The 21,677-nt window shown below is 55.3% G+C and carries 17 protein-coding genes; 7 read left to right on the top strand and 10 right to left on the bottom strand.

From position 1 onward, the window contains the following. Nucleotides 1-12: 12 nt before the first annotated feature. The 5 genes from ACMXD4_RS18135 to ACMXD4_RS18115 form a co-directional block, all read right to left on the bottom strand. Nucleotides 13-915, bottom strand: a complete 903-nt coding sequence (locus ACMXD4_RS18135; RefSeq protein WP_171694367.1) for a cation diffusion facilitator family transporter — start codon at nucleotides 913-915, stop codon at nucleotides 13-15. Between the two features lie 172 nt (nucleotides 916-1,087). Next, nucleotides 1,088-2,284: a PepSY-associated TM helix domain-containing protein gene (locus ACMXD4_RS18130; protein ID WP_171694368.1), complete on the bottom strand. Its 1,197-nt coding sequence runs from the start codon at nucleotides 2,282-2,284 to the stop codon at nucleotides 1,088-1,090. A gap of 12 nt (nucleotides 2,285-2,296) precedes the next feature. After that, entirely contained in the window at nucleotides 2,297-4,642 is a 2,346-nt protein-coding gene (locus ACMXD4_RS18125) for a TonB-dependent receptor domain-containing protein (RefSeq protein ID WP_171694369.1), read from the bottom strand. 126 nt (nucleotides 4,643-4,768) lie between these two features. Then, nucleotides 4,769-5,725 carry a FecR family protein gene (locus ACMXD4_RS18120; protein ID WP_415879010.1) on the bottom strand — a complete coding sequence of 319 codons (957 nt, stop codon included), beginning with the start codon at nucleotides 5,723-5,725 and terminating at the stop codon, nucleotides 4,769-4,771. A 12-nt stretch (nucleotides 5,726-5,737) separates the two neighbouring features. Then, nucleotides 5,738-6,253: an RNA polymerase sigma factor gene (locus ACMXD4_RS18115; RefSeq protein WP_415879009.1), complete on the bottom strand. Its 516-nt coding sequence runs from the start codon at nucleotides 6,251-6,253 to the stop codon at nucleotides 5,738-5,740. Nucleotides 6,254-6,598: 345 nt separating this feature from the next. Here ACMXD4_RS18115 and ACMXD4_RS18110 point away from each other — a divergent pair, with 345 nt between their 5' ends. The 4 genes from ACMXD4_RS18110 to ACMXD4_RS18095 are packed head-to-tail and all read left to right on the top strand — an operon-like array spanning nucleotide 6,599 to nucleotide 13,026. Then, nucleotides 6,599-7,267, top strand: a complete 669-nt coding sequence (locus ACMXD4_RS18110; protein WP_415879008.1) for a CerR family C-terminal domain-containing protein — start codon at nucleotides 6,599-6,601, stop codon at nucleotides 7,265-7,267. Further along, nucleotides 7,257-8,819: an efflux transporter outer membrane subunit gene (locus ACMXD4_RS18105; protein WP_415879007.1), complete on the top strand. Its 1,563-nt coding sequence runs from the start codon at nucleotides 7,257-7,259 to the stop codon at nucleotides 8,817-8,819. Before ACMXD4_RS18110 ends, ACMXD4_RS18105 begins: the two co-directional genes overlap by 11 nt. Further along, complete coding sequence (locus tag ACMXD4_RS18100; RefSeq protein ID WP_415879006.1) at nucleotides 8,816-9,928, top strand: efflux RND transporter periplasmic adaptor subunit; 1,113 nt, start codon at nucleotides 8,816-8,818, stop codon at nucleotides 9,926-9,928. Before ACMXD4_RS18105 ends, ACMXD4_RS18100 begins: the two co-directional genes overlap by 4 nt. Beyond that, nucleotides 9,925-13,026, top strand: a complete 3,102-nt coding sequence (locus ACMXD4_RS18095; RefSeq protein ID WP_415879005.1) for an efflux RND transporter permease subunit — start codon at nucleotides 9,925-9,927, stop codon at nucleotides 13,024-13,026. The genes ACMXD4_RS18100 and ACMXD4_RS18095 overlap by 4 nt, the downstream gene beginning before the upstream one ends. A gap of 106 nt (nucleotides 13,027-13,132) precedes the next feature. Here ACMXD4_RS18095 and ACMXD4_RS18090 read toward each other — a convergent pair whose 3' ends face one another. The 4 genes from ACMXD4_RS18090 to ACMXD4_RS18075 form a co-directional block, all read right to left on the bottom strand. Then, a complete protein-coding gene (locus ACMXD4_RS18090; RefSeq protein ID WP_415879004.1) occupies nucleotides 13,133-13,633 on the bottom strand; it encodes an REP-associated tyrosine transposase in 501 nt (166 codons plus the stop codon). Between the two features lie 330 nt (nucleotides 13,634-13,963). Further along, nucleotides 13,964-14,383 carry a hypothetical protein gene (locus ACMXD4_RS18085; RefSeq protein ID WP_415879003.1) on the bottom strand — a complete coding sequence of 140 codons (420 nt, stop codon included), beginning with the start codon at nucleotides 14,381-14,383 and terminating at the stop codon, nucleotides 13,964-13,966. Between the two features lie 36 nt (nucleotides 14,384-14,419). After that, complete coding sequence (locus ACMXD4_RS18080; protein ID WP_415879002.1) at nucleotides 14,420-14,806, bottom strand: hypothetical protein; 387 nt, start codon at nucleotides 14,804-14,806, stop codon at nucleotides 14,420-14,422. Nucleotides 14,807-14,974: 168 nt separating this feature from the next. After that, nucleotides 14,975-16,147, bottom strand: a complete 1,173-nt coding sequence (locus ACMXD4_RS18075) for a phosphoglycerate kinase (protein ID WP_415879001.1) — start codon at nucleotides 16,145-16,147, stop codon at nucleotides 14,975-14,977. A gap of 136 nt (nucleotides 16,148-16,283) precedes the next feature. On the opposite strand from ACMXD4_RS18075, the gene ACMXD4_RS18070 reads away from it, so the two are divergent. Genes ACMXD4_RS18070 through ACMXD4_RS18060 form a run of 3 tightly spaced genes read left to right on the top strand, consistent with a single transcriptional unit; the run spans nucleotide 16,284 to nucleotide 19,233 of the window. Next, on the top strand, nucleotides 16,284-18,092 hold the full coding sequence (locus tag ACMXD4_RS18070; protein ID WP_415879000.1) for a VWA domain-containing protein: 1,809 nt from the start codon (nucleotides 16,284-16,286) through the stop codon (nucleotides 18,090-18,092). Next, a complete protein-coding gene (locus tag ACMXD4_RS18065; protein WP_171694380.1) occupies nucleotides 18,089-18,724 on the top strand; it encodes a hypothetical protein in 636 nt (211 codons plus the stop codon). Before ACMXD4_RS18070 ends, ACMXD4_RS18065 begins: the two co-directional genes overlap by 4 nt. Next, nucleotides 18,721-19,233, top strand: coding sequence for a hypothetical protein (locus ACMXD4_RS18060; protein ID WP_415878999.1), 513 nt, complete (start codon nucleotides 18,721-18,723; stop codon nucleotides 19,231-19,233). Before ACMXD4_RS18065 ends, ACMXD4_RS18060 begins: the two co-directional genes overlap by 4 nt. Nucleotides 19,234-19,293: 60 nt before the next feature. Here the strand turns inward: ACMXD4_RS18060 and glgX are convergent, their stop codons facing one another. Beyond that, on the bottom strand, nucleotides 19,294-21,492 hold the full coding sequence (gene glgX / locus ACMXD4_RS18055; protein WP_415878998.1) for a glycogen debranching protein GlgX: 2,199 nt from the start codon (nucleotides 21,490-21,492) through the stop codon (nucleotides 19,294-19,296). Between the last annotated feature and the right edge of the window lie 185 nt (nucleotides 21,493-21,677).

The raw sequence follows: 21,677 nt of genomic DNA, 5'->3' as shown, positions 1-21,677 counted from the left end.
TGACTATATTATTTAATCAGAATTATCGATTTCGAAAAAGACCCAATTAATGCGGGGATGGTCGGTTTTGATCTGTTTTTCCATTCCGTTAATTAATTCAACAGCTTCCCCCACGCTTAAATCCGCCAGCAATTCGGCTTTAATGGCCAGCATCACTTGGCTGCCGTGGCTAATAGCCCAAATATTCAGTACGCGGTTGACGCAGCCTTGCTTTTCCAGATAGCCGCGAACGGCATCGCGAATCCCCGCATCGGCCTCACCGAGCAGCAAAGAATGCACTTCCCGGCCGACTAACACCGCTACGACGACCAATAAGGCGCCAATCAACATCGAGCCCACTGCGTCGTACATTGAATTACCGGTAAGCATAGTCAAGCCCAGCATCGCCGCGGCTATCACCAGACCAATCAGCGCGGCCAAGTCCTCGCCGATGACCACCATCAATTCGCTGGATTGCGTTTCTTTAAACCATTGCCAAATGCCCCGTTCGCCACGCTCGCTTGCCATCGCCCCCAAGGCCGCGCGCAACGAAAAACCTTCCAAAACCACGGCGATAGCCAGTATCGCCAAAGCCATACCGGCATTTTCCACGGTGTGCGATTCGTGAAAACGCAACCAACCTTCGTGGATAGAGAACAAGCCGCCAACCGAGAATAGCGTAATCGCTACCATCATCGACCAGACATATGCTTCCCGGCCATAGCCCATCGGGTGGTGTTGGGTTGCCGCCCGCGCGGAGCGTTTCATGCCGATAAACAGCAAGACCTGATTGCCGCAATCGGCAAAGGAATGAATGGCTTCCGCCAGCAGCGAGCCGGAACCGGTCCAGACTGCTGCGCCGGTTTTGATCAAAGCGATACCCAGATTAGCGGCGAACGCATAAATGATGGCTGAGGCGGAATTACTGTGAGACATGAGCTATGGGCCAAATAAAATTAAGAATTAGGCAGCGATTATTTACGGCAGACAGCACCGAAACAGATCAAGTAATCATGCAGATTTTAGATGAGTCGAGCGGATTTGCTGCAAATACGTAGGCGTTGACAGACAAGTTGAGCGATTGGCTGTCAACTAGGCAATAACGAGCTTATCGATTCTGTAAGGCGGGCGGTAGGGGCGAGTTTTTTGCCGATTGCTGGTGCCGAGGACGCAGTTGCCGGCCGCGGCGTTTTTGCAGCCAGCGTATCACGCCGGTGATGAATAGTAGCGGGCAGAGCAAGCCGGCAACCAACACCAGCAATTGCCCGATCAAACCAAACGCCTCTCCGGTATGTAGCGGATGCAGCCAGTTGATGATTGTGTCCGAGCCGCCAAGTTCGTCCGGATTGCTGACCGCCAACACCTGGCCGGAATATTGATCGACCCAGACGTTGGTTTTGGGAAAGCGCTGACTGGGCTCGCCAGCCTGGCGCAGATTGATGCGGTAGCTGCCATTGGCGTCGTGCGGTGTCTCTATCCAACACAGGCGCGCCTGCAGAAACCGGGCTTGGCCGACCGCGGCGGCTTGATCCAGGCTGATGCGCGCCGGATTATTTTCGGTGGTGGCCGATTTTGGCGCGGGCGATGCCTGCAAGGGCGAGAAATAGCCCAGTATCGGATTGACGTATTGCGGAATCTCCAAGGCTACTCCGGTGACTGCCAATACCAGCATCACAATCAGGCTGTAGACGCCCGCCAGTTTATGTAAATCGTAATTTAGGCGTTCGCGGCTGGCATGGCGCTTTAGGCTCAAAGCGCTCTTTAATTTGTGTAGTGGAGGCCACCACAGATAGACGCCGCTGATCAAGGACATCAGCAACAAGCCGCCGACGATGGCCATCAAAATTTTGCCGGGATTATCCAGTAGCAGCTTGTAATGCAAGTCGTAGAGCCAGGTCATCGCAAATTCGCCCCAGAAACGATTGGCGAGTACCGAGCCGGTATACGGATCGACCGACAGCATCAGCGGCGCAAAGCCGTGATGCTCGGTTTCTTGCGGTTTATAGTAGCGGGCGGTGATGGCACGCTGTGGATCGTCGGGAATTTCCAGCCGCCAGCCGCGTTGCCGCGTAGGCTCCGCGCGACGTAGGGCTTGAAAAATATCCTCGTAGCTTTGCCGCTGGGCGCTGGATTCGGAAATGATCAACTGTGGATTCAGCCACTCGTCCAGATCGATATAAAACACCAACAGGCTGCCGGTCAGGCCGACCAGGGCGATGATCAAGCCCAACGACAGCCCGAGGTATAAATGTACGGCCAGCCAGAATTGGCGCCTAGCCTGCTTCTTGTTGGCCGTCGATTTCATGGTGATACGAGCTTAGTAGTCGAACTTGACGTTGACGGCGCCGTAGAAGGCAATGCCGTCGCCCGGCGAGAAGAACGGTTGGGCGGTGGCACCGAATGATTCGGAATACCAAACATATTCCCGGCGAACGTCGGTCAGGTTTTTAGCTTGAAATTGCAATTCCACTTCCTTGGTCACCTGGTAGCCTAAATCCAGGTTGAGTAGGGCGTATTCGCCGTATTGGCCGCGCTGATTGGCTTGATCGACAAAGTAGTCGCCTTGGCCGCTGGTCCATAGCGAAGAACGCAATTGCGGCAGGATTTGGTAGTCGATGCCGGCCGAGAACAAATAATTCGGGGTATTGACCACCTGATTGCCGGCGACGTATTCCATAGTGCCAGCCGAAACCGCCGGCGGATTGGTGACTTTAGCTTCCTGTAAAGAGTAGGCAGCCCAAACCCCGACTTTATCGGTGGGATACACCTTGACTTCAATGTCCACGCCTTGGCGCAGTGTGGGTCCTATTTGGCTCGACTCCACGCTGGCCAGGTCGCGGCTAATTTCGTTGCTGGCTTTTTGCGACCAGTAGGCGACCCGGCCCTCGGCCCAATCGACCGGTTTCAGCTTGACACCCACTTCCCAACCGTCATTCAACGACGGGCCAATATTGGCTTGGTTGCGGCCGATGAAGGTGGCTTGGCCCAGGCCGACCTGGAAGGTGCGGCCCCAGTTGCCATAAAGGCTGTAGCCTTCGATCGGCGTAATCACCGCGCCTATTTTGGGTTGCGAAATCGTACCGTAGTCGTTAAGGGGGTAGGAGCCGAACGCTGAGCCGGGGCGATAGCTGAAGAAGCTGCCGTCGACGATATCGGCACGGTAACCTGGCGTCAGTTTCAACCATTTGAAAGGCTTGATGATTGCCTGGATGTAGCCGCCGTAATTCAAGAAATCCCACTTTTCGTCGTTACGCAAACCGCTGCTACGGCGAACCCTGCTATCGGTTAGATAACGCAGATATTTGTTTTCTTGTTGCTGGAAGTCGAAGCCGGTTTCCAGCGAAAAGTCGTCCAGCCAACTGATGACCGGATGGTAGGTCAGCGAGGTCATCGCGCCGTACTGAATTTCGTCGCGGTCGCGTTCTTGCTGTGCTGCGCCAGGGCCATAGGTGACATAACGCTGGTCGTCGAATAAAGTGCCGTAGACCTTGGACGACCAGAATAAGGTCGGGCTGAGGTTGACGTCCAAGTGGGTGCTGACCTGGCCAACCGTGCGTTTACCGCCGTCAGTGGCGTTTCGGGTGAAGGTTTGGGTTTGATTGAGTAACTGTTCCTGGTATGTCATATAACCGGGTTCTTGGGCGCCGGCTTCGCTCCAGCGGGCGATCAAACCTATTTTGTATTTTTGGTTGTCAGGCGTATAGAACCATTTGCCGGAAAAGCTGTTTTTGTCGGTGTCGCTATGGTCGCGGTAGCCGTCGCTGGCGCGGTAGGAAATTTGATAGTTCTGCGAGAAACCGTCTTTTTCATAGCCCAGACCGGATTGGATGTCGTGGGTATTGAAACTGCCAAAACTGGCTCTGGCCTTAGCGTAGTTGCCGCCGGTGGTGGTGTTCATGCTGATGTTGCCGGCGAAGGAGTGCAGGCCGTAGCGGGCGTCGTTGGTACCCCGCACCACTTCGATGGACTCGATGTCGAGCGGAAACAGCGAGTCGATAAAATAGGTGTCGCCGCTGTTGGTGTTGCTAGGCACGCCGTCGATCAATAATTTGACCGCGTTAACCCGGCCTTCGCCATTGAAACCGCGAAACGACATTTTGCCGGTGGTGATGCCTTGGCCGAATTGGGTCACTTGAACGCCAGGCATGCGGTGGAACAAATCGTAGGCCGTTAATACGTTTTGGTCGGCGATTTTATCGGCGTACATGATGTCCACCGAAGTAGCAATGTCCTTGCTGGTTAATTTCATGCTCTCGGTTTGATCACTCACTGTGACCGCACCCAGCTCGAAAGTCGAATCGTCCTTAACGGCTTGTGGTTTTGGCGCGGGGACTTTTTTAACCGCAATGACGCCTTCGCCTACTTGCTCGTACTGTAAGCCATTCTGACTTAACACTTTTTCTAGCGCCTGTTGTACGGTGTATTGGCCCTTCAGCGGCTGGGCTTGCAAGCCTTGCACCATCGAGTCGGCATAGATCAATTTGGTATTGGTGGACTTTGCCAAGTTCTCCAAGGTAGCTGCCAGCGGCTGTGCGGGAAGGTCTATGCTTGCGCTGGTGCTGCCTGCCGCGCTTGCGTCGATTGAAGCGGCTAGGGCCAACGCCAGCAGGGGCGCCTGTCGGCGCGGTTTTTTCGCGGGTGTGGTGTTAAGTTTGCAATCCATGATCGTCTCCTGTTAGTCGTGGGTGGCAATATTTTTTGACTCGCCATACCCCATTAACGAAGCAGACAGGTCAAACTGGACAGGTTTGGGGAATATTTTTTTAACCCAAACGCGAACACCTGTTTGTTAGCGGCTGTAAAGCACGACGGTTTGTTTTTGGCGCTGCACGCGGATAGGCAGGATTTTTTCCAGGGCCTGCAGAAACGGCTTGAGATCGGCGCTATTGAAACTGCCGCTCAGGGTTTGCTTGGCCAAGGCAGGATCGGCAAACGCAAAACGCACGGCGTGATAACGCTCCAATTCCGCGACGACTTCGGTCAGCGGGGTGTGGTCGAACAACAGTTGGCCGTTGATCCACGCCGCCACTTGCTTGGTATTGGTTTTTTCGGGTTTTTGCCAGTGGCCGCCTGCATCTATTTTGCGGCTGAAGCCGGCGGGTAAATTTTCGCCAAACCAGCTGCGGCCGGCATGTAGGGCAACTTCGCCTTCCAAGACCGATACTGCGGTGCCGTGATTATCATGCCGCACGTTAAACACGGTGCCGATGTCTTTAATCTGTAGATTGCCGGTATGTACGGTAAACGGGTGCCAGGCCTGATGGGCGACGTTGAACATGGCTTCGCCTTGCTGCAACTCGATCTCGCGGCGCCACCAGGACAGACGTACGCGCAGTTGTGTATCGGTATTCAATTGCAGTTGGGAACCGTCGGCCAGTTGCACGGTTTGCCGTTCGCCTATGCCTGTTTGGTAAACTCTGCTAGGTGCCTTGAAGTCTAGCCATGCGCCGGTCAACACGGTGGCAAGCAGCAGGCTAATGGTTAACATTTTGCCGTTTCGCCAGACGCGGGGCCTTGCGGAGCGCGCGGTATTCAAGCCGGCGACCTCAGCGGTTTTTAGCTCGTCCAGATTGCCCCAAAGGCTGGCGATGTCGTCGTAAGCGGTCTGATGCGCTGGATTTTGCAGAAGCCATTGCGCGAATGCTTGACGCCGCTGCTCATCACAGGATTCAGACTGTAACTCCACGAACCACGTCGCAGCTTGCTGAAGAATTTTTTGCGATTGCGAAAGCTTGGGCGCCGTCATCGATTGGCCGGTTTAGTGCTGCGTGCCGATTAGCATGTGATGGCAGTGCAACATGGCCTTGACCAACTGGCGTTGCACCGTTTTCTCGGAAATACCCAGTTTTCCGGCGATTTGGGCATAAGTGAGTTCGTCGATCTTGCGCAGCAGCAAAATATGTCGGCATTGCGGCGGCAGGCTGGCGATAGCCTGCAACAGGCGTTCGCATTGTTGGCTAAGAATGGCAAAGTCTTCCGGTTGCATCAGCGGGCAAGTCAGCTCGTCGTCCAATTCTTGGGTTTTTGCACTGCTACGCTGATGGTGGCGAATAAAGTCTATCGACAGGCGTTCGGCGGTACGAAACAGATAACCGGGCAGATTGTCGGTGTGTGTCAGACTGTCTTTGCCCAGCAAACGCAAATAAGTTTCCTGACTCAAATCTTGTGCGGCATCGGGGCACTTTACCTTGCGCAGCAAAAAATCGACGATGGCTTCTTTATGAGTCAGAAATAATTCGGCTATCTGATCGTGCTTTATGGCGATGACGGACAAGCGACAAGCTCCGGATTTTTGTGAACGAAAGACGGAAACTGCCGCAAGCTGTGTGCCAATAAACGCATAAAGCCGTCCAATTCCAATAGTGCTCGGCTGTAAGGTTGTTGAGGGGAGGTGTAGGGGGAGGATTACGTTTAAAACTATGTCATTTAACGCAATTGCCTGTGGCATATGACCTGATTTTTCTGTGCAAATCAGTTGCAATGGAAGTCATTCTTCGGCAGGAATCGAGGGAAAGTTGTCCTTTAAACACAATCCAAAAATTGACAATCAATCGATTGATTGATATTGTTTAAATCAATCGATTGATTTTTTTCTAACAAGCACTTCCGCAGAGGCAGCATGGTCGCACCTGAAAACTCCGAAACCGAAACTCACGATGCCCGCAGCCGGCTGGTCATGGCGGCATTGCGGCTGTTTGCCGAAAAAGGCTACAAAGCCGCCTCCACCCGGGAAATTTGCGAGGCGGCTGGCGCCAATATTTCGGCCATTCGCTACTACTTCGGCGATAAGGCCGGTTTATATCGCGCAGCATTCTTTGAACCGATGGGCGACGCACGTTGCGGTTCCGATGTCGCGGCCTATGCCAACTTACCGTTGCCCGAAGTGTTGACCCGGTTTTTCGGCGAATTCCTGGAACCGCTGAAAGAAGGTGAGGACTTTGGGCTTGTGATGAAGCTGCACTTCCGGGAGATGATCGAGCCGACCGGTGCCTGGCAGCAGGAAATCGATGCGGAAATCAAACCGCAGCATGAATCTTTGGTATTGCTGCTCAAGGAACATTTGGGATTGAGTCGCATTGATGACGACTTACATCGGCTGGTTTTCGCGATGATAGGCATGGCGGTGCATTTCTATGTCGGACAAGACGTCATCTCGATGATTTCCCCGCAAATTTTAAATTCTCCACAAAACATCGACGTGCTGGCCGAACGTCTGGCCGGTTACGCACTGGCCATGATCGAAGGTGAAGCCGCGCGCCGCGCTCGGGATGGCAACCATGAACAATAATATCTCGCGGCCGCTTTGCTTGAGTCTGATCCCCTTGCTGCTTTCGGCCTGCGGGTCCGGCGGTTTATTGACGACCGTCGGCCCTGATTATCAAACAGAACCATTGCCGGCGCCTGCGAGCTGGCAAGCGCCGCAAGCGGATGCGGCCAAAGGGCAGCAGGCGCATCAAGGCGACACCGCCGAGCTGATGCGTTGGTGGGAGCGTTTTCAGGACCCGGCTCTGATTCGCCTGTTAAGCGCAGCCGAACAGGTGAGCGCCACGGTCGCCGACGCCCGAGCGCGCATCGAAGAAGCTAGAGCAAATCTTGTGGGCGCCGATGCGGCCATCCTGCCGAAACTGGATTCAGAGTTCGCCTCCAAACGCTCCTCGTCTTCGTTTGGCGGCACGCCGTTCATCTGGAACCAATTCTCGGCCGGATTGCAATCCAGTTGGGAAATAGACTTGTTTGGCGGTTTGGCCCGGCAGCAGGAAGCGGCCCAAAGCCAGCTGGAATCGCGCAACGCCTCCTGGCACGACGCCAGAGTCGCGGTGGCGGTGGAAGTTGCCGATGCCTACCTGGCTTACCGCTATTGCGAAGCACAAGTGCAGCTATTGCGTACCGACAGCGATTCGCGCCGCGAATCGGCGCGGGTAGCGGCGGTTGCCGGCCAGAGCGGGTTCCGCTCGCCGGGCGATGTAGCCTTGGCTACCGCCAGTGCCGCCGAAGGCAACAGAACCTTGCTGCAACAACAAGCCCAGTGCGAACGTTCTATCAAAAGCCTGGTGGCTATGACCGGCCTCGCGGAAGCCGACTTGCGGTCGTTACTGAACGGCTCGGCCGATCAGGCGGCGAAACTGCCCACTCCACCGGCATTCGAAATCGCTTCCTTACCGGCCAAGGTGTTATTGCAACGGCCCGACGTGGCGGCCGCCGAACGCGACCTCGCCGAGGCCAGCGCCAATATCGGCGTGCAACGGGCCAAACAATTTCCGAAATTGAGCCTGTCGGGCAACATCACCCCGACCCTGCAAAACATCAACGGCGCGGCGTTGATGCTGGCGCAGACTTGGGCGATAGGACCGACGCTGAGCTTGCCGATGTTCGACGCCGGCAAGCGCGCGGCCGATGTGGAAGTCGCCAAGGTGCAATACCAAGCGGCGGAAAGTCGTTTCCGCGCCAAGGTGCGCACGGCGGTCAAGGAAGTCGAAGACGCCCTGGTGCGTCTGGACAGCACCCGCCAACGCTTGCCGCAAGGCCGCGAGGCGGTCAGCGGTTACCGGGCAAACTTTCAGGCGCTGCAAACGCTCTACCAAAGCGGACTGGGTAATTTGCTGGATGTGGAAACTGCCCGCCGCAACGTGCTGGCCTCTGAACTGGCGCTAGAAGAACTGGAGCAGGAACAGGTCGGTGCTTGGATCGCGCTGTATCGCGCGGCGGGCGGCGGCTGGACCGATGCTGGCGAGTCGCCGAATCCGGACACGGCGGCGGCAGATCCATCCATACCTAGTGACACCGGCAACACGCATTTATATCCGAATCAAAACGACATGCTCAACGGAGGAAACTCATGACCAAGGGAAAAATAGGCGTGCTATTCGCCGCCTTACTATTATTAATCGGCATTGGCGTAGCGATCGGCCGCGTCAGCCAGCCCGCGCCATCTACCGAAGCACCGGCTGCCAATCCGGCGCTCAGCGTGTCCGCGATCCGTCCACAGACGCATGATATTCCGCTCAGTCTCACGGCTAACGGTTCGATTGCGGCTTGGCAGGAAGCCGTGATCGGCGCCGAAATCGGCGATCTGCGCCTGAGCGCGGTTAACGTGCAAATCGGCGAAGCCGTTAAAAAAGGCCAGGTGTTGGCGACTTTTTCGGACGAAAGCGTATTGGCCGATGTCGCGCAAGCCCGCGGCGTAGTGGCCGAAGCCGAAGCCAATCTGGCCGAAGCGCGGCTTAACGCCGAGCGGGCGCGCAAGGTCTCGGTATCCGGCGCTTTGAGCGCGCAACAAGTGGATCAGTATCTGACCGGCGCCAAAACCGCGGAGGCCAAACTGCAATCCGCCAAAGCGCAGTTGGATGCGCAATTGTTACGCCTGAAATACACCAAGGTATTGGCCAGCGACGACGGCGTGATTTCCGCGCGTAGCGCCACCTTGGGCGCGGTCGCGGCCAAGGGCCAGGAATTGTTCCGCTTGATCCGGCAAAACCGCCTGGAATGGCGCGGCGAGCTTACAGCCGCCGAAATGACGCAACTGAAACCGGGCAATAAGGTGAGGGTAGAGGTCCCGAATGTTGGCAGTATCGACGGTGAAGTGCGTTTCCTGGCGCCTACCCTGGATGTGCAAAATCGCAATGGCCTGGTTTATGTTGACTTACCTCATGCCGCGCAGACCGGTTTGCGTGCCGGTATGTTCGCCCGCGGCGAATTTGAATTGGGCAGTTCCACGGCGCTAACGGTGCCGCAAGAGGCGCTGTCGCTGCGGGATGGCTTTAGTTATGTATTTTTGTTGACCGAACAAACCGAAGACCGGGCCCGCGTCAAGCAGGTCAAAGTGCAGTTGGGCCGCAGAAACGGCGACCAGGTGGAAATTTTATCCGGCGTGGCCGCCGAAGATCGGTTGGTGGCTGGCGGTGCCTCGTTTTTGGCCGACGGCGATAGCGTGCGGGTGGTGACACAATGAACGTCTCAGCCTGGTGTATCCGTAACCCCATTCCGGCGATGATGTTGTTCGTGCTGCTCAGCTTCGCCGGTTTGCTCAGCTTTAAAGCAATGAAAATCCAGAATTTCCCCGATCTGGATCTGCCCACCATCACGGTCTCGACCTCGCTGCCCGGCGCTTCGCCGTCGCAACTGGAAACCGAGGTGGCGCGGAAAATCGAAAACGCCATCGCCACCTTGCAGGGTTTGAAACACATCACCTCCAAGGTCCAGGACGGCAGCGCCACGATTACCGCCGAATTTCGTCTGGAAAAACCGGTGCAGGAAGCCTTGGACGATGTGCGTTCGGCAGTGTCCAAAGTACGCGCCGATTTGCCGGGCGACCTGCGCGATCCGGTTGTCACCAAACTGGATTTGGCCGGTTCGCCGATTTTGGCCTTAACCGTCAGCTCCGCGCAGCGTGATGAAGAAGCGCTGTCCTGGTTTGTGGAAGACACGGTAGCCAAACGCCTGTTGGCGGTACGCGGCGTCGGTGCGGTCAATCGGGTGGGCGGCGTCAGCCGGGAAGTAACGATTGCGCTGGACCCGGTCAAGCTACAAGCCTTGGGTGCCACGGCGTCGGACATTTCCCGGCAATTGCGGCAAATCCAGCGTGAGAGCGCCGGCGGCCGGATCGATTTGGGTAGCGGTGAGCAACCGGTGCGTACCTTGGCCAACGTGGCCTCGGTCGAGGAAATACGGCCCTTGCAGCTTTCACTGGCCGATGGCCGCCATATTCGGCTCGATCAAGTCGCCAAGGTGGACGACTCGGTAGCGGAACCGCGCGCGTTGGCGCTGCTGAACGGCAAACCGGTAGTGGGCTTTGAAGTGACCCGTAGCCGGGGTGCCAGTGAAGTGGAGGTCGGTGCCGGCGTACAAAAAGCCTTGGCCGAATTGCGTGTCGCCAATCCGGATATCGAATTCACCGAAGCGTTTAACTTTGTCACACCGGTCGAGGAAGAATTTCAAGGCTCGATGACCATGCTTTACGAAGGCGCCTTGCTGGCGGTTTTAGTGGTCTGGCTGTTCTTGCGCGATTGGCGGGCCACTTTTATTTCGGCTGTCGCATTACCGCTGTCGGTGATTCCGGCCTTCCTGGGCATGGATTATTTGGGCTTCTCGCTAAACGTGATCACGCTATTGGCCTTATCCTTGGTGATCGGCATCCTGGTCGACGACGCCATTGTCGAAGTGGAAAACATCGTCCGCCACCTGCGGATGGGTAAAACGCCTTACCAAGCCGCGATGCAGGCCGCGGATGAAATCGGCTTGGCCGTCGTCGCGACCACGTTTGCGCTAGTCGCGGTATTTCTGCCGACCGCCTTCATGAGCGGAGTGGCCGGCCGGTTTTTCAAGCAATTCGGCTGGACGGCGGCGCTGGCGATAATGGCGTCCTTGGTGGTCGCCAGGATGCTGACGCCGATGATGGCGGCGTATATGCTGAAAGATCTCGACCATTCTGAGCCCAAGGAAGGTGCGGTGATGCGCACTTATATGAAGTTGGCGGGCTGGTGTCTGCATCATCGGCTGGCTACGATGGGCGGCGCGGCAGCGTTCTTTATCGGCTCGCTGTTTTTGATTCCGCTATTGCCGACCGGCTTCATCCCGGCGGACGACAACCCACAGACCCAGGTGTTCGTGGAACTGCCGCCCGGTTCGAGTTTGGCGCAAACGCGCGCGTCCGCCGAAGCGGCTAGACAATTGATTGCCGGTATCGACTACGTAAAAACGATTTATACCACCATCGGCAGCGGTTCGGCGGGTAGCGATCCTATGGCCGGCAACCAGGGCGCCGGCGAGGTACGCAAAGCCACGTTGACGATTACCTTGGCCAATCGCCAGGACCGCCCGGTGCGTAAACAGGCCATTGAACAAAATATCCGCCTGGCCCTGCAAAAACTACCCGGCGTGCGCACCAAGGTGGGATTGGGCGCTTCCGGCGAAAAATACGTGTTGGTATTGAGCGGCGACGATCCGCAAGCCTTGAGCGCCGCCGCTCGCAATCTGGAACGCGACCTCAGAACCATTCCTGGCCTGGGCAGCATCGCCTCCAGCGCCGCGCTGGTGCGGCCGGAAATAGCGGTAAGGCCGGACTTCGCCCGCGCCGCCGATCTGGGCGTGACCACCACGGCACTAGCGGAAACCCTGCGCATTGCCACTTTGGGCGATTACGATTGGTCTTTATCCAAGCTCAATCTGGCGCAACGCCAAGTGCCGATGGTCGTCAAACTCGCCGATGAAGGCCGGCAAGATTTGAGCGTATTGGAACGCTTGGCCGTGCCGTCCGCCAAGCCCGGCATCGGCGCTGTGATGGTCGGCCAGGTGGCGAAACTGGAACTGTCCAGCGGACCGGCCGTGATTGATCGATACGACAGGTCGCGGAATATCAATTTCGAAATCGAATTATCCGGCCAGCCGCTGGGTGATGTTGCGGCTGCGGTGGAGAATCTGGACAGCATTAAAAACCTGCCGGCCGGCGTCAAACGCATCAATATCGGCGACGCGGAAATGATGGGCGAGCTATTCGCCAGCTTTGGCCTGGCGATGCTGACCGGCGTGTTGTGTATTTTTATCGTGCTGGTGTTGCTGTTTAAAGACTTCCTGCAACCCATCACCATTTTGGCGGCGCTGCCGTTGTCCTTCGGCGGCGGCTTCGTGGCCTTGCTATTGACCGGCAAGGCCTTTTCGATGCCGTCTTTAATTGGTTTGGTAATGTTGATGGGGATAGCCACCAAAAACTCCATCCTGTTGGTTGATTACGCCATCATTGCTCGCCGCGAGCAGGGCTTGAGCCGGGTGGATGCGTTATTGGATGCGTGCCACAAACGGGCCAGGCCGATTGTGATGACCACGATTGCGATGGGTGCCGGTATGTTGCCGATTGCGATAGGCATGGGCAACGCCGATTCCTCCTTCCGCAGCCCGATGGCCGTCGCCGTAATTGGTGGTTTGGTGACGTCCACCTTGCTCAGTCTGTTAGTGATTCCGGTGGCTTACACCTATCTGGACGATTTCAAAAATCTGGGCATGGCAGTTTGGAAACGCTACACCGCGCCCAAAGCAGTGGCTGTTGAGTCGTGAGATTTGACGCAAGGTCGGGCCAATGAGGCGGTGGTCAGGAAGATGAATTAGTTGTTGGGGTAGGGCTTCAGGTTCTATACCAACAAGCCTGTCGGCTCTTATTCGGTTACCGAAATAATTGTAGGGTACGCATCGCGTACCGTTGGAAAGTTATCATGGCGGCGAAAGTTAAAAGGTACGCGGTGCGTACCCTACTGGGCTTCACCGGGTTGAAGTGAATGTAATCGATGTGATGTAACCAATGCTGTTCGTCGCGAATGGTATGTTCCCAATAACGGCGTTGCCAGATGGATGCGCTGCAGTCATGCCGTTTGCCGACATCGATACCATGGCTGTTCAGCGCTTGAGTGAACAGCGACTTGATTGACTTCCAACGTCCGGGATAATCGGTATCGTGTTCCGGCAAACGCCAGATGGCATGCAAATGATCGGGCAATACCACCATAGCCTCAATCACGAAGGGTTTTCGGGCGCGGGTTTGCGCAAATGCTCGGCGTAAATCGCCGATATGTTCGACCAGGAAACGCGCCCGACGATCACGCAAAGTCACCGTAAAAAAGTAGGTGCCACCCGCCACGAAATTACGCCGATACGCCACCATCGCCATTCCTTACCTCGATTGAAGTCAGGCCATTGTAGCCTCGATGCAGTGATAGCGGAATCGAGGGCGTTGGCCTGCCGGTCATCAAGCCCACATCGGAAATTGAAGGGGGTTGGTCTTCGAAACCTCGATTTCATCGAGGCTACTTGCTGAATTGGTTGTTGGGGTAGGGCTTCAGGTTCTATCCCGACGAGCCTGTCGGCTGTTAATCGGTTACCGAAGTTAGTTGTAGGGTACGCATCGCGTAGCGTTGGAAAGTTATCATGGCGGCGAAAGCTAAAAGGTACGAGGTGCGTACCCTCCTGGGCTGTGGAATGTCCCGGGTTGTCTGAGAGGTTAACCATTGCCACTCTCACTGGCACGATCCAGTGCATTGGCAAATGCCAGCCTCATAGCTAGTAACTGACCAGGCAGCGTTTCAGAAGCAGCCTCGGCAACACTTGAAAGAATGTCTTTGTAGACGAATTCGCCCCAGTAATTTGGGTCATCTGGGATTTTGAACTGATCCTCAGTGAAGTCATGTCGTTGTCCCTCAATTCGATTGTAGAAATGACGGATTAATGATCCGTCCCACTTTGGGACTTCGGTTCTTAGTATTTCGCCACCAAAAGTTTCGAAAACAACAATCGCTGTCGGAGCGCACTGTCCATATGAGAGCGGCGCGATTTCGGGGTTGTAGCAAACGCTGGTCTTTTCAGACCAACTTTGCTCAAGTGCCTGGCGTATCAAGGCGGGAGAAAATGCAGGTTTGACCATAAAGGCTAATGTTTGACATGACAGGGTTAGCTGCCTTCATTGTAAAAAACAGCTTCCATATAATTGGCTCGGGACCAGCTCTTTGGACATGATACCGTTTCTGCTGTGGACGGCCTCCCCATTCTTTGTGACCGCTGTGACCATAACGTTTCCGGAATCTGTGATCTCTAGGAAGGAGATCCCACCGGAGTTTGGAATGATCTCAACTTCAGCTGAACCAGCATTGCCCATTAGGTAGGCTTTATTTGTATCGTTGTCGACTACGAAGCGAAGCTCGAAGGGCTTGCTTTGCTTGGCTAACCCCTTTGGGGAGGCCTCAACTTCAAACTTACATATGAAGCTGGATGTTGCGCCGTGAGACGCGAGAGGCACAAAGGCCGCTATGATTGCGCAGAAGTTACGCATGATTTTGTCCTGAGACATGGGCACTCCTAAAGGTAGCTAACTTAGGGACGTTGGCTGGGTATAGCATCGCGAGCCCCCCGCAAATGACGCCTGAGGCCTGGACCAGTCGATCAACAATTCACCATGCAGATCGACTGGTACATCATTTCAAACACAGGCTCGATTAGCCCTGCAAGATCCGTGCGTTTAGCCGCGAGTTTGCAAAATCGCTACCGCCGGCAATTCCTTGCCTTCCAGGAACTCCAGGAACGCGCCGCCACCGGTAGAGGTGTAAGACACTTTGTCGGCGATGCCGTATTTGTCTATCGCCGCCAATGTGTCGCCGCCGCCGGCAATCGAGAAGGCCGGGCTTTCGGCAATCGCCATGGACATGGCTTTAGTGCCTTCGCCGAATTGGTCGATTTCGAATACGCCGACCGGACCGTTCCAGACGATGGTACCGGCGGTTTTCAGGATGTCGGCGTATTGCTTGCTGGTTTCAGGTCCAATGTCCAGGATCAGGTCGTCGGCTTCCACGTCGGCCACGTTTTTCACGGTAGCCGCAGCGCTTTCCGAAAACTCTTTCGCGCAGACCACATCCACCGGTACCGGAATATCCGCGCCGCGTTCTTTTGCCGATGCGATCAAGCGTTTGGCTTCCGGAATTAAATCCGCTTCGTACAGGGATTTACCCACAGAGTAACCAGCTGCGGCGATAAAGGTGTTGGCGATGCCGCCGCCGACGATCAATTGATCGACTTTAGACGACAAGGACTCCAGCACGGTCAGTTTGGTGGATACTTTTGACCCGCCGACGATGGCAACTAACGGCCGGGCAGGGGTTTCCAGGGCTTTACCCAGCGCGTCCAGTTCGGCTGCCAGCAGTGGGCCGGCGCAAGCGACGGCGGCGTGTTCGGCTACTGCATGGGTCGAGGCTTCGGCGCGGTGCGCGGTACCAAAGGCGTCCATCACAAAAATGTCGCACAGCGCGGCCATTTTTTGGCCCAGTTCGGCGCTGTTTTTCTTTTCGCCTTTATTGAAACGCACGTTCTCGCACAGCACTACTTCGCCGCGTTTGACTTCCACGCCTTCCAGCCAATCTTTCACCAAACGCACCGGTTGACCCAGCAACTGCGAAAAGCGCTCGGCGACGGGTTGCAGGCTGGACGCTTCGTCGTATTCGCCTTCGGTGGGCCGGCCCAAGTGTGACATCAAAATCACTGCCGCGCCGCCGGCCAATGCGGCTTCCACGGTCGGGACGCTGGCTTGGATGCGTAAGTCGCTGGTGACTTTGCCGTCTTTAACCGGCACATTCAAATCTTGGCGGATTAACACGCGCTTGCCGGCCAAATCCAGATCGACCATTCGTTTGATAGACATAAGTTCTCCTTTGGTTGAAATAGTGAAAACATTATAAAGTGTAACGCCAGCCGCAGCCTGAATTAAAAAATAACAGAATAGTCAGGCGCTTGGACTATATTTGCTATCCGTTGCCTAAACTTTTATCGGCGGACTTATGTGCAAGTCGTTTATTTTTACGGTGTTCTGCGTGTTGGTGGTTACTGTTGATTCTGCGCGCTGCCAACCCGTGCCCGCCGCTGCCGGCGCCGACGAAATTCAGGTGTTAATAGACGTATCCGGCAGCATGAAACAGAACGATCCGGATAATCTGCGCATCGAGGCCAGCCGCTTGCTGGTCAACTTGTTGCCGGACGGTGCCAAGGCCGCGTTTTGGTTATTCGCGGAAAAAACCGCGCCGCTGTCCGCTACCGATACTGTCAATGCAGCCTGGAAACAGCAAGCCGGTAAAGCCATCGGCAATATTCATTCTCGCGGTTTGTATACCCACATCGAGGACGCGATTCAGACTGTGTTGAGCCAGGGCTTTAAGGGTGGCGGCAAGAAACATCTGATTTTATTGACCGACGGTTTTGTGGATATTTCCAAGGACATCATGCAAAGCGCGGATTCCCGCGAGCGCATCCTCAGCGAGTGGATACCCAAGCTCCAGCAGCAAAACATCAACGTACAAACCGTGGCATTGTCCGAGCAAGCCGATAAAGAATTGTTGGAAAAACTGGCCTTCGAGACCGGCGGCTGGGCGGAAACTGCGCAATCGGCGGAGCAATTGCAACGGGTGTTTTTGAAAATGGCCCAAAAAGCCGCGCCGAAAGAGACTTTGCCGCTGACCGATAATAAATTCCAGGTCGATAGCGGCATCCACGAGTTTTCGGTGTTGGTGTTCAAAAAACCGCATGCCGCGCCAACCCAATTGGTTGCGCCGGACGGCAAAAGTATCAGTAAACAAAGCATGGTCGCCAACGTGTCCTGGCTGGAAAGCCAGGCTTACGACCTAATCACTGTCAAGCAACCGTTGATCGGTGAATGGCGTTTGGTGGCGGAAGTCGATCCCGATAACCAAGTCATGATCGTCACTGACCTGAAATTACAACTCAGTGAGATACCTAATTTTCTGGGCGAGAACGAAACCTTGCCGATTAAAGCGCATTTCACCGACAAGGATAAGCTGATAACCCGCGCCGATTTCCTGGGCATGCTGACCCTGGAAGTGATCCAGGATCAGCAAGCACCGGCAAAAATGCCGGTCGTGGTTGCAGAACCCGGTTTTTACCAGCACAAGACTGAGCATTTAAGTTTGGGCAAGCATTTGCTGAAAATCGTTGCGGACGGCAAGACCTTCAAGCGGGAAATTATTCATGAGATCGAAGTGGTTGCCACGCCGATTACGGTCGAGAAGCACGTCGATGCAGCACAACGCCAAGTCACCCTAAAACTGTTACCGGATGCCAAACTGATCGATCCCGCCGGCTTGGTCGTCAATGCGGTGATTAACCAAACCGGGCATGAGCCGGAAACCCGCGCATTGACAAATAAAGACGGGGTTTGGCTGCTGGATTTGGCCGGTTTGCCGCCGCAGACCACCACGCATGTCAATTTTAATGTGATGGCTAAAGATCATGCCGGCAAGCCGCTGGCGCCGGCGATCAAACCGCTGAGTATCGATGACAGTTGGTTCGTTCCTGCCGAGAAAGTCGAGGCTGCCGCACCGGCGGCAGATACGGATGTGCATCACGAATCAGCTGATCCTGAAAAAACCGATCACGAAGCCGATGCCGGGAAGCATGAGCAGGCTGAGCATGAGCTACATCCGCCGCCGGACGCCCCGGAAACCAATTGGTTGTTGGTTGGCGGCATCATGTTGGCCATCAATCTGATATTGGGTGTGGGGGGATTTTTTACCTATCGATACCTGAAAAAAAGCCAAGCAGATAAACATCAGCAGTTACTGGAGAGATTGTCATGAATCCATTCGATTCCGTGGTAGTGATATTAGCGGCGGAGGCGTTGGGGGTTTTGACGCTGTTGGTTATCTTGCTGTTTTTTATCTCGAGAAACCGGCGAGGGAAGGAGATGGCCGAAATTGAACATTTCATTACCGAGCTTGAAGAGCAGTCCATCGTGAAGACTCGCTGGTTGGAGCAATTTCTGGAAGAAAACTGCGGGTTGGCTACAGCGGAGATTGAGCCATTGTTGCAAGAAGTCAATGCATCAGAACGCGCTGTGTTTGAAGGGGTTATTCGCTTGTTTTTAAAACGCGAATTGGTGTTGTTGAGTGAGATCGAGCAACGTATCGGTCGGCTAACCGAGCCATATCAGAATTTGCTGGCGAATCGGGGCACGCTTGCGCCGGTTGCTGCGGCGCAGGATTCGCCCCAAGCGAACCAATTGGCCGGCTTGGAGCGGATTAACCAACAACTGGTGCGGCAACTGGATAACGCGATGAAAACCATAGACGAAATGTCCGCCGAATATACCCGAGTGTTTAGCGGCAATCAGACCGCCTTAGAGTTGGAAAACAGCAGTAAAAAGATGCTGCAAATTTTTCATGATGCCGAACGCGGTGTGCGTGAAAGCATTACGGAGCTGGGGAAATGATGCAATCTCTGCTGCTTATCGGCTTAGGAGAGCTATCGCTGGTGTTGTTGACCGGCTTGATCGCGGTGTTATTCGTTAATCGGCGGCATAAACGTCGGCGGCTGGCCGGCATCGAAGAGTTGCTGGAAGACATTAAGGACCGGCAGGAGCGGCGCGGCGACAGATTAGCCTTGGCCTTGGCCGGTAAGCATCACTTAGACGAACAAACCGCGCAAGCTGTCAGCGACACCCTGATTGCGGCGGAAAAGCAGTTTTTGTATGGGTTTATAGAGCAGCAAATGCAGCAGCAGACCGTGGCCGGTTTTTACGAAAACCTGTGCCTTTTGCTGGATAGTTATCTGGACGGCTTACCCAAAGTGGCTGAAAAACCGGTTGCCGACGAGCCGGTTGCCAAGACCGAAGGACAATATGCCGACACCGATTCCGAGCAGCCAAAATCGCAGAGCTCAGATGCCCCCCCTCCCGAAGAGGCTCCACCACCACCGGATTGGGGGGATGTGTTTGATTGATGATTTTGGCAGCTTGTTGTCAGGGCGCACCATAGCATACCCTGACAACAGGCTGTTTCATTAACTTGTCGGTATTTCCGTCGCCGGCTGGTCGAGCAACTTGATGCCGGTCAATTTGCTGAAAAAACTGGCGGACCGTTTGGCCACGCTATCGCCGCCATCGATACCGGTTTGATGGGTGTTTTCAAACACCACAATGGAGTGCGGCTCCACGGTATACCAGGGTCTGCTCAGTGCTTTTTGCTCGGTCGGCTCGATAATGTCTTTGGGCGATGTTTGCGCGGTATCCACGGCCAGACACCAGCTCTTGCCCTCAACCTCCGGTAGCTGCAGGTTGTGTTTGCTGTCGGACATGTTCATTATCGCGTGCAAATCGGCTTCATCTTTGCCTAATGCCGCCAGCGTAAAGGCCAGAATCCGCGTGTTCGGGTCGTCCCAACGCGGCGGTTGATCTACTTCCAGGCCATGCCAGCTGATGTCGGCCATATCCTTGTCTTCCATTTTCCGGCCGGTCAGGAAATTTCGGCGCATCAAGGCCGGATGACGTTTGCGCAAACGGATCATCTGCTGCACAAAATGCAGCACGTCGGCATTGTCCTTGGCTTTATCCCAGTTCAGCCAGCTTAATTCGTTATCCTGACAATAGCAGTTGTTGTTGCCTTGCTGAGTGTGCAGAAATTCGTCGCCAGCCAGCAACATCGGTACGCCATGGCTAAGCAGCAAAACCGTAAAGGCGTTTTTCACCTGTTGCCGCCGCAGTTTGACTATAGCCGGGTCAGGGGTGGGGCCTTCCACGCCGCAGTTGCTGCTGAGATTGTTACTGCAACCGTCTCGATTGTTTTCGCCGTTGGCGGTATTGTGTTTTTCGTTGTAGCTGAACAAGTCTTTTAACGTAAAACCGTCGTGGCAGGTGACAAAGTTAATGCCGCTAATCGGCAAGCGGTGCTGATGTTGATAGAGATCGCTACTGCCGCAAATCCGGGTGGCCACTTCGGCGATGATGCCGGTGTCGCCGCGCAGGAAGCGGCGAATTACGTCGCGGTAGCGGCCGTTCCATTCGCCCCAGCGGTAGCCGGGAAAGTTGCCGACTTGGTATAGCCCCGAGGCATCCCAGGCCTCCGCAATCAGCTTGGTTTTGGCCAGTTGTTCGGATAGTTCTATGCCCCAGACCAGCGGCGGATCCTGCAGTACGCTGCCGTCTTCGCCGCGCGCCAAGGCGCTGGCCAGGTCGAATCTAAAGCCGTCCACATGCATTTCCCGCACCCAGTATTCCAGGCAGCTGATGATGAAGTTGGTGACCAGCGGGTGGTTGGCGTTCACGGTGTTTCCACAGCCGGTATAGTCGTGAAAGATGCGTTTGTCGTGCTTGTCGGTCAAATAAAAGCTGTTGCCGGTAATGCCTTTGAAATTGATCACCGGACCGTCGGCGCCGGCTTCGGAGGTGTGATTGAACACCACGTCCATGATCACGCCGATGCCGGCCTTGTGCAACGCTTTCACCAGATCGCGGAACTCGCGGATATGCGTGCCTTGTTCCGGCGTGACACAGTATCCGGGATGCGGGCTAAAGAAGCTGTGCGTGCTGTAGCCCCAATAGTTTTTCAAGCCCAGATCGGCGGTATGCGGCGGCACGTCTTGCTCGTCGAAGGCCATGATAGGCAGCAGTTCGACATGGGTGATGCCCAGCTTTTTCAGGTAAGGGATTTTTTCGATCAGGCCGATAAAGGTGCCGGGGTGTTTAACCTTGGCGGAGGTGTGGCGGGTAAAGCCGCCGACATGCAATTCGTAGATAATGGCTTTTTCGCTGCGAATGGCCAGCGGTGTGTCGCCTTCCCAGTCGTAACGGTCATCTACCACCACCGCGCGCATGGCATGTTGGCTATTATCACCAGGCTTGCAGGCGGCGGCGCGGTTCCATAATTTGTCGCTGATTGCGCGCGCCCAAGGGTCAAGCAATAATTTTTCGCGATCAAACCGCAAGCCCGATTCGCGCGTGTTGGCGGGGCCGTCGATGCGCCAGGCATACCAGGTGCCGACCGGCAGTTCTTCGACAAACACGTGCCAGGAGAAAAACGTATGGTTTTTCTCTTTTTGTAAGGGTATGACTTGTAAAGGTTTTATGCTGTCGGATTCGGCAAATAACAGCAGTTCCACGTCCGTCGCATGGCGGCTGGAGATGGAGAAGTTGACGCCGCCCTCGCTGACCCGGGCGCCGTGAGGATAGGGACTCCCTGACTTTAAACTGTATGGTTTGTGCATGCCCTTTACCGAGAAACTGTGAATTAGTCCTGATTTTACTGCATATAAGGGCTGCGGGCCTACGCCTTGCGTAAATAATCGACAACGGTTAGAGTCTATAAAGCCTGGTCGCTGCGGCGATACGTCGCGGAGTGTCCGCTACCCACAGGATAAAACCTAGTCACCCGACCCGTTAACATTGCCGA

The organism is Methylomonas sp. TEB, from assembly GCF_047777895.1.
Lineage (GTDB): Bacteria > Pseudomonadota > Gammaproteobacteria > Methylococcales > Methylomonadaceae > Methylomonas.
Note: the sequence above shows the minus strand (reverse complement) of the source record. Positions and strands in the feature narration are given on the sequence as shown.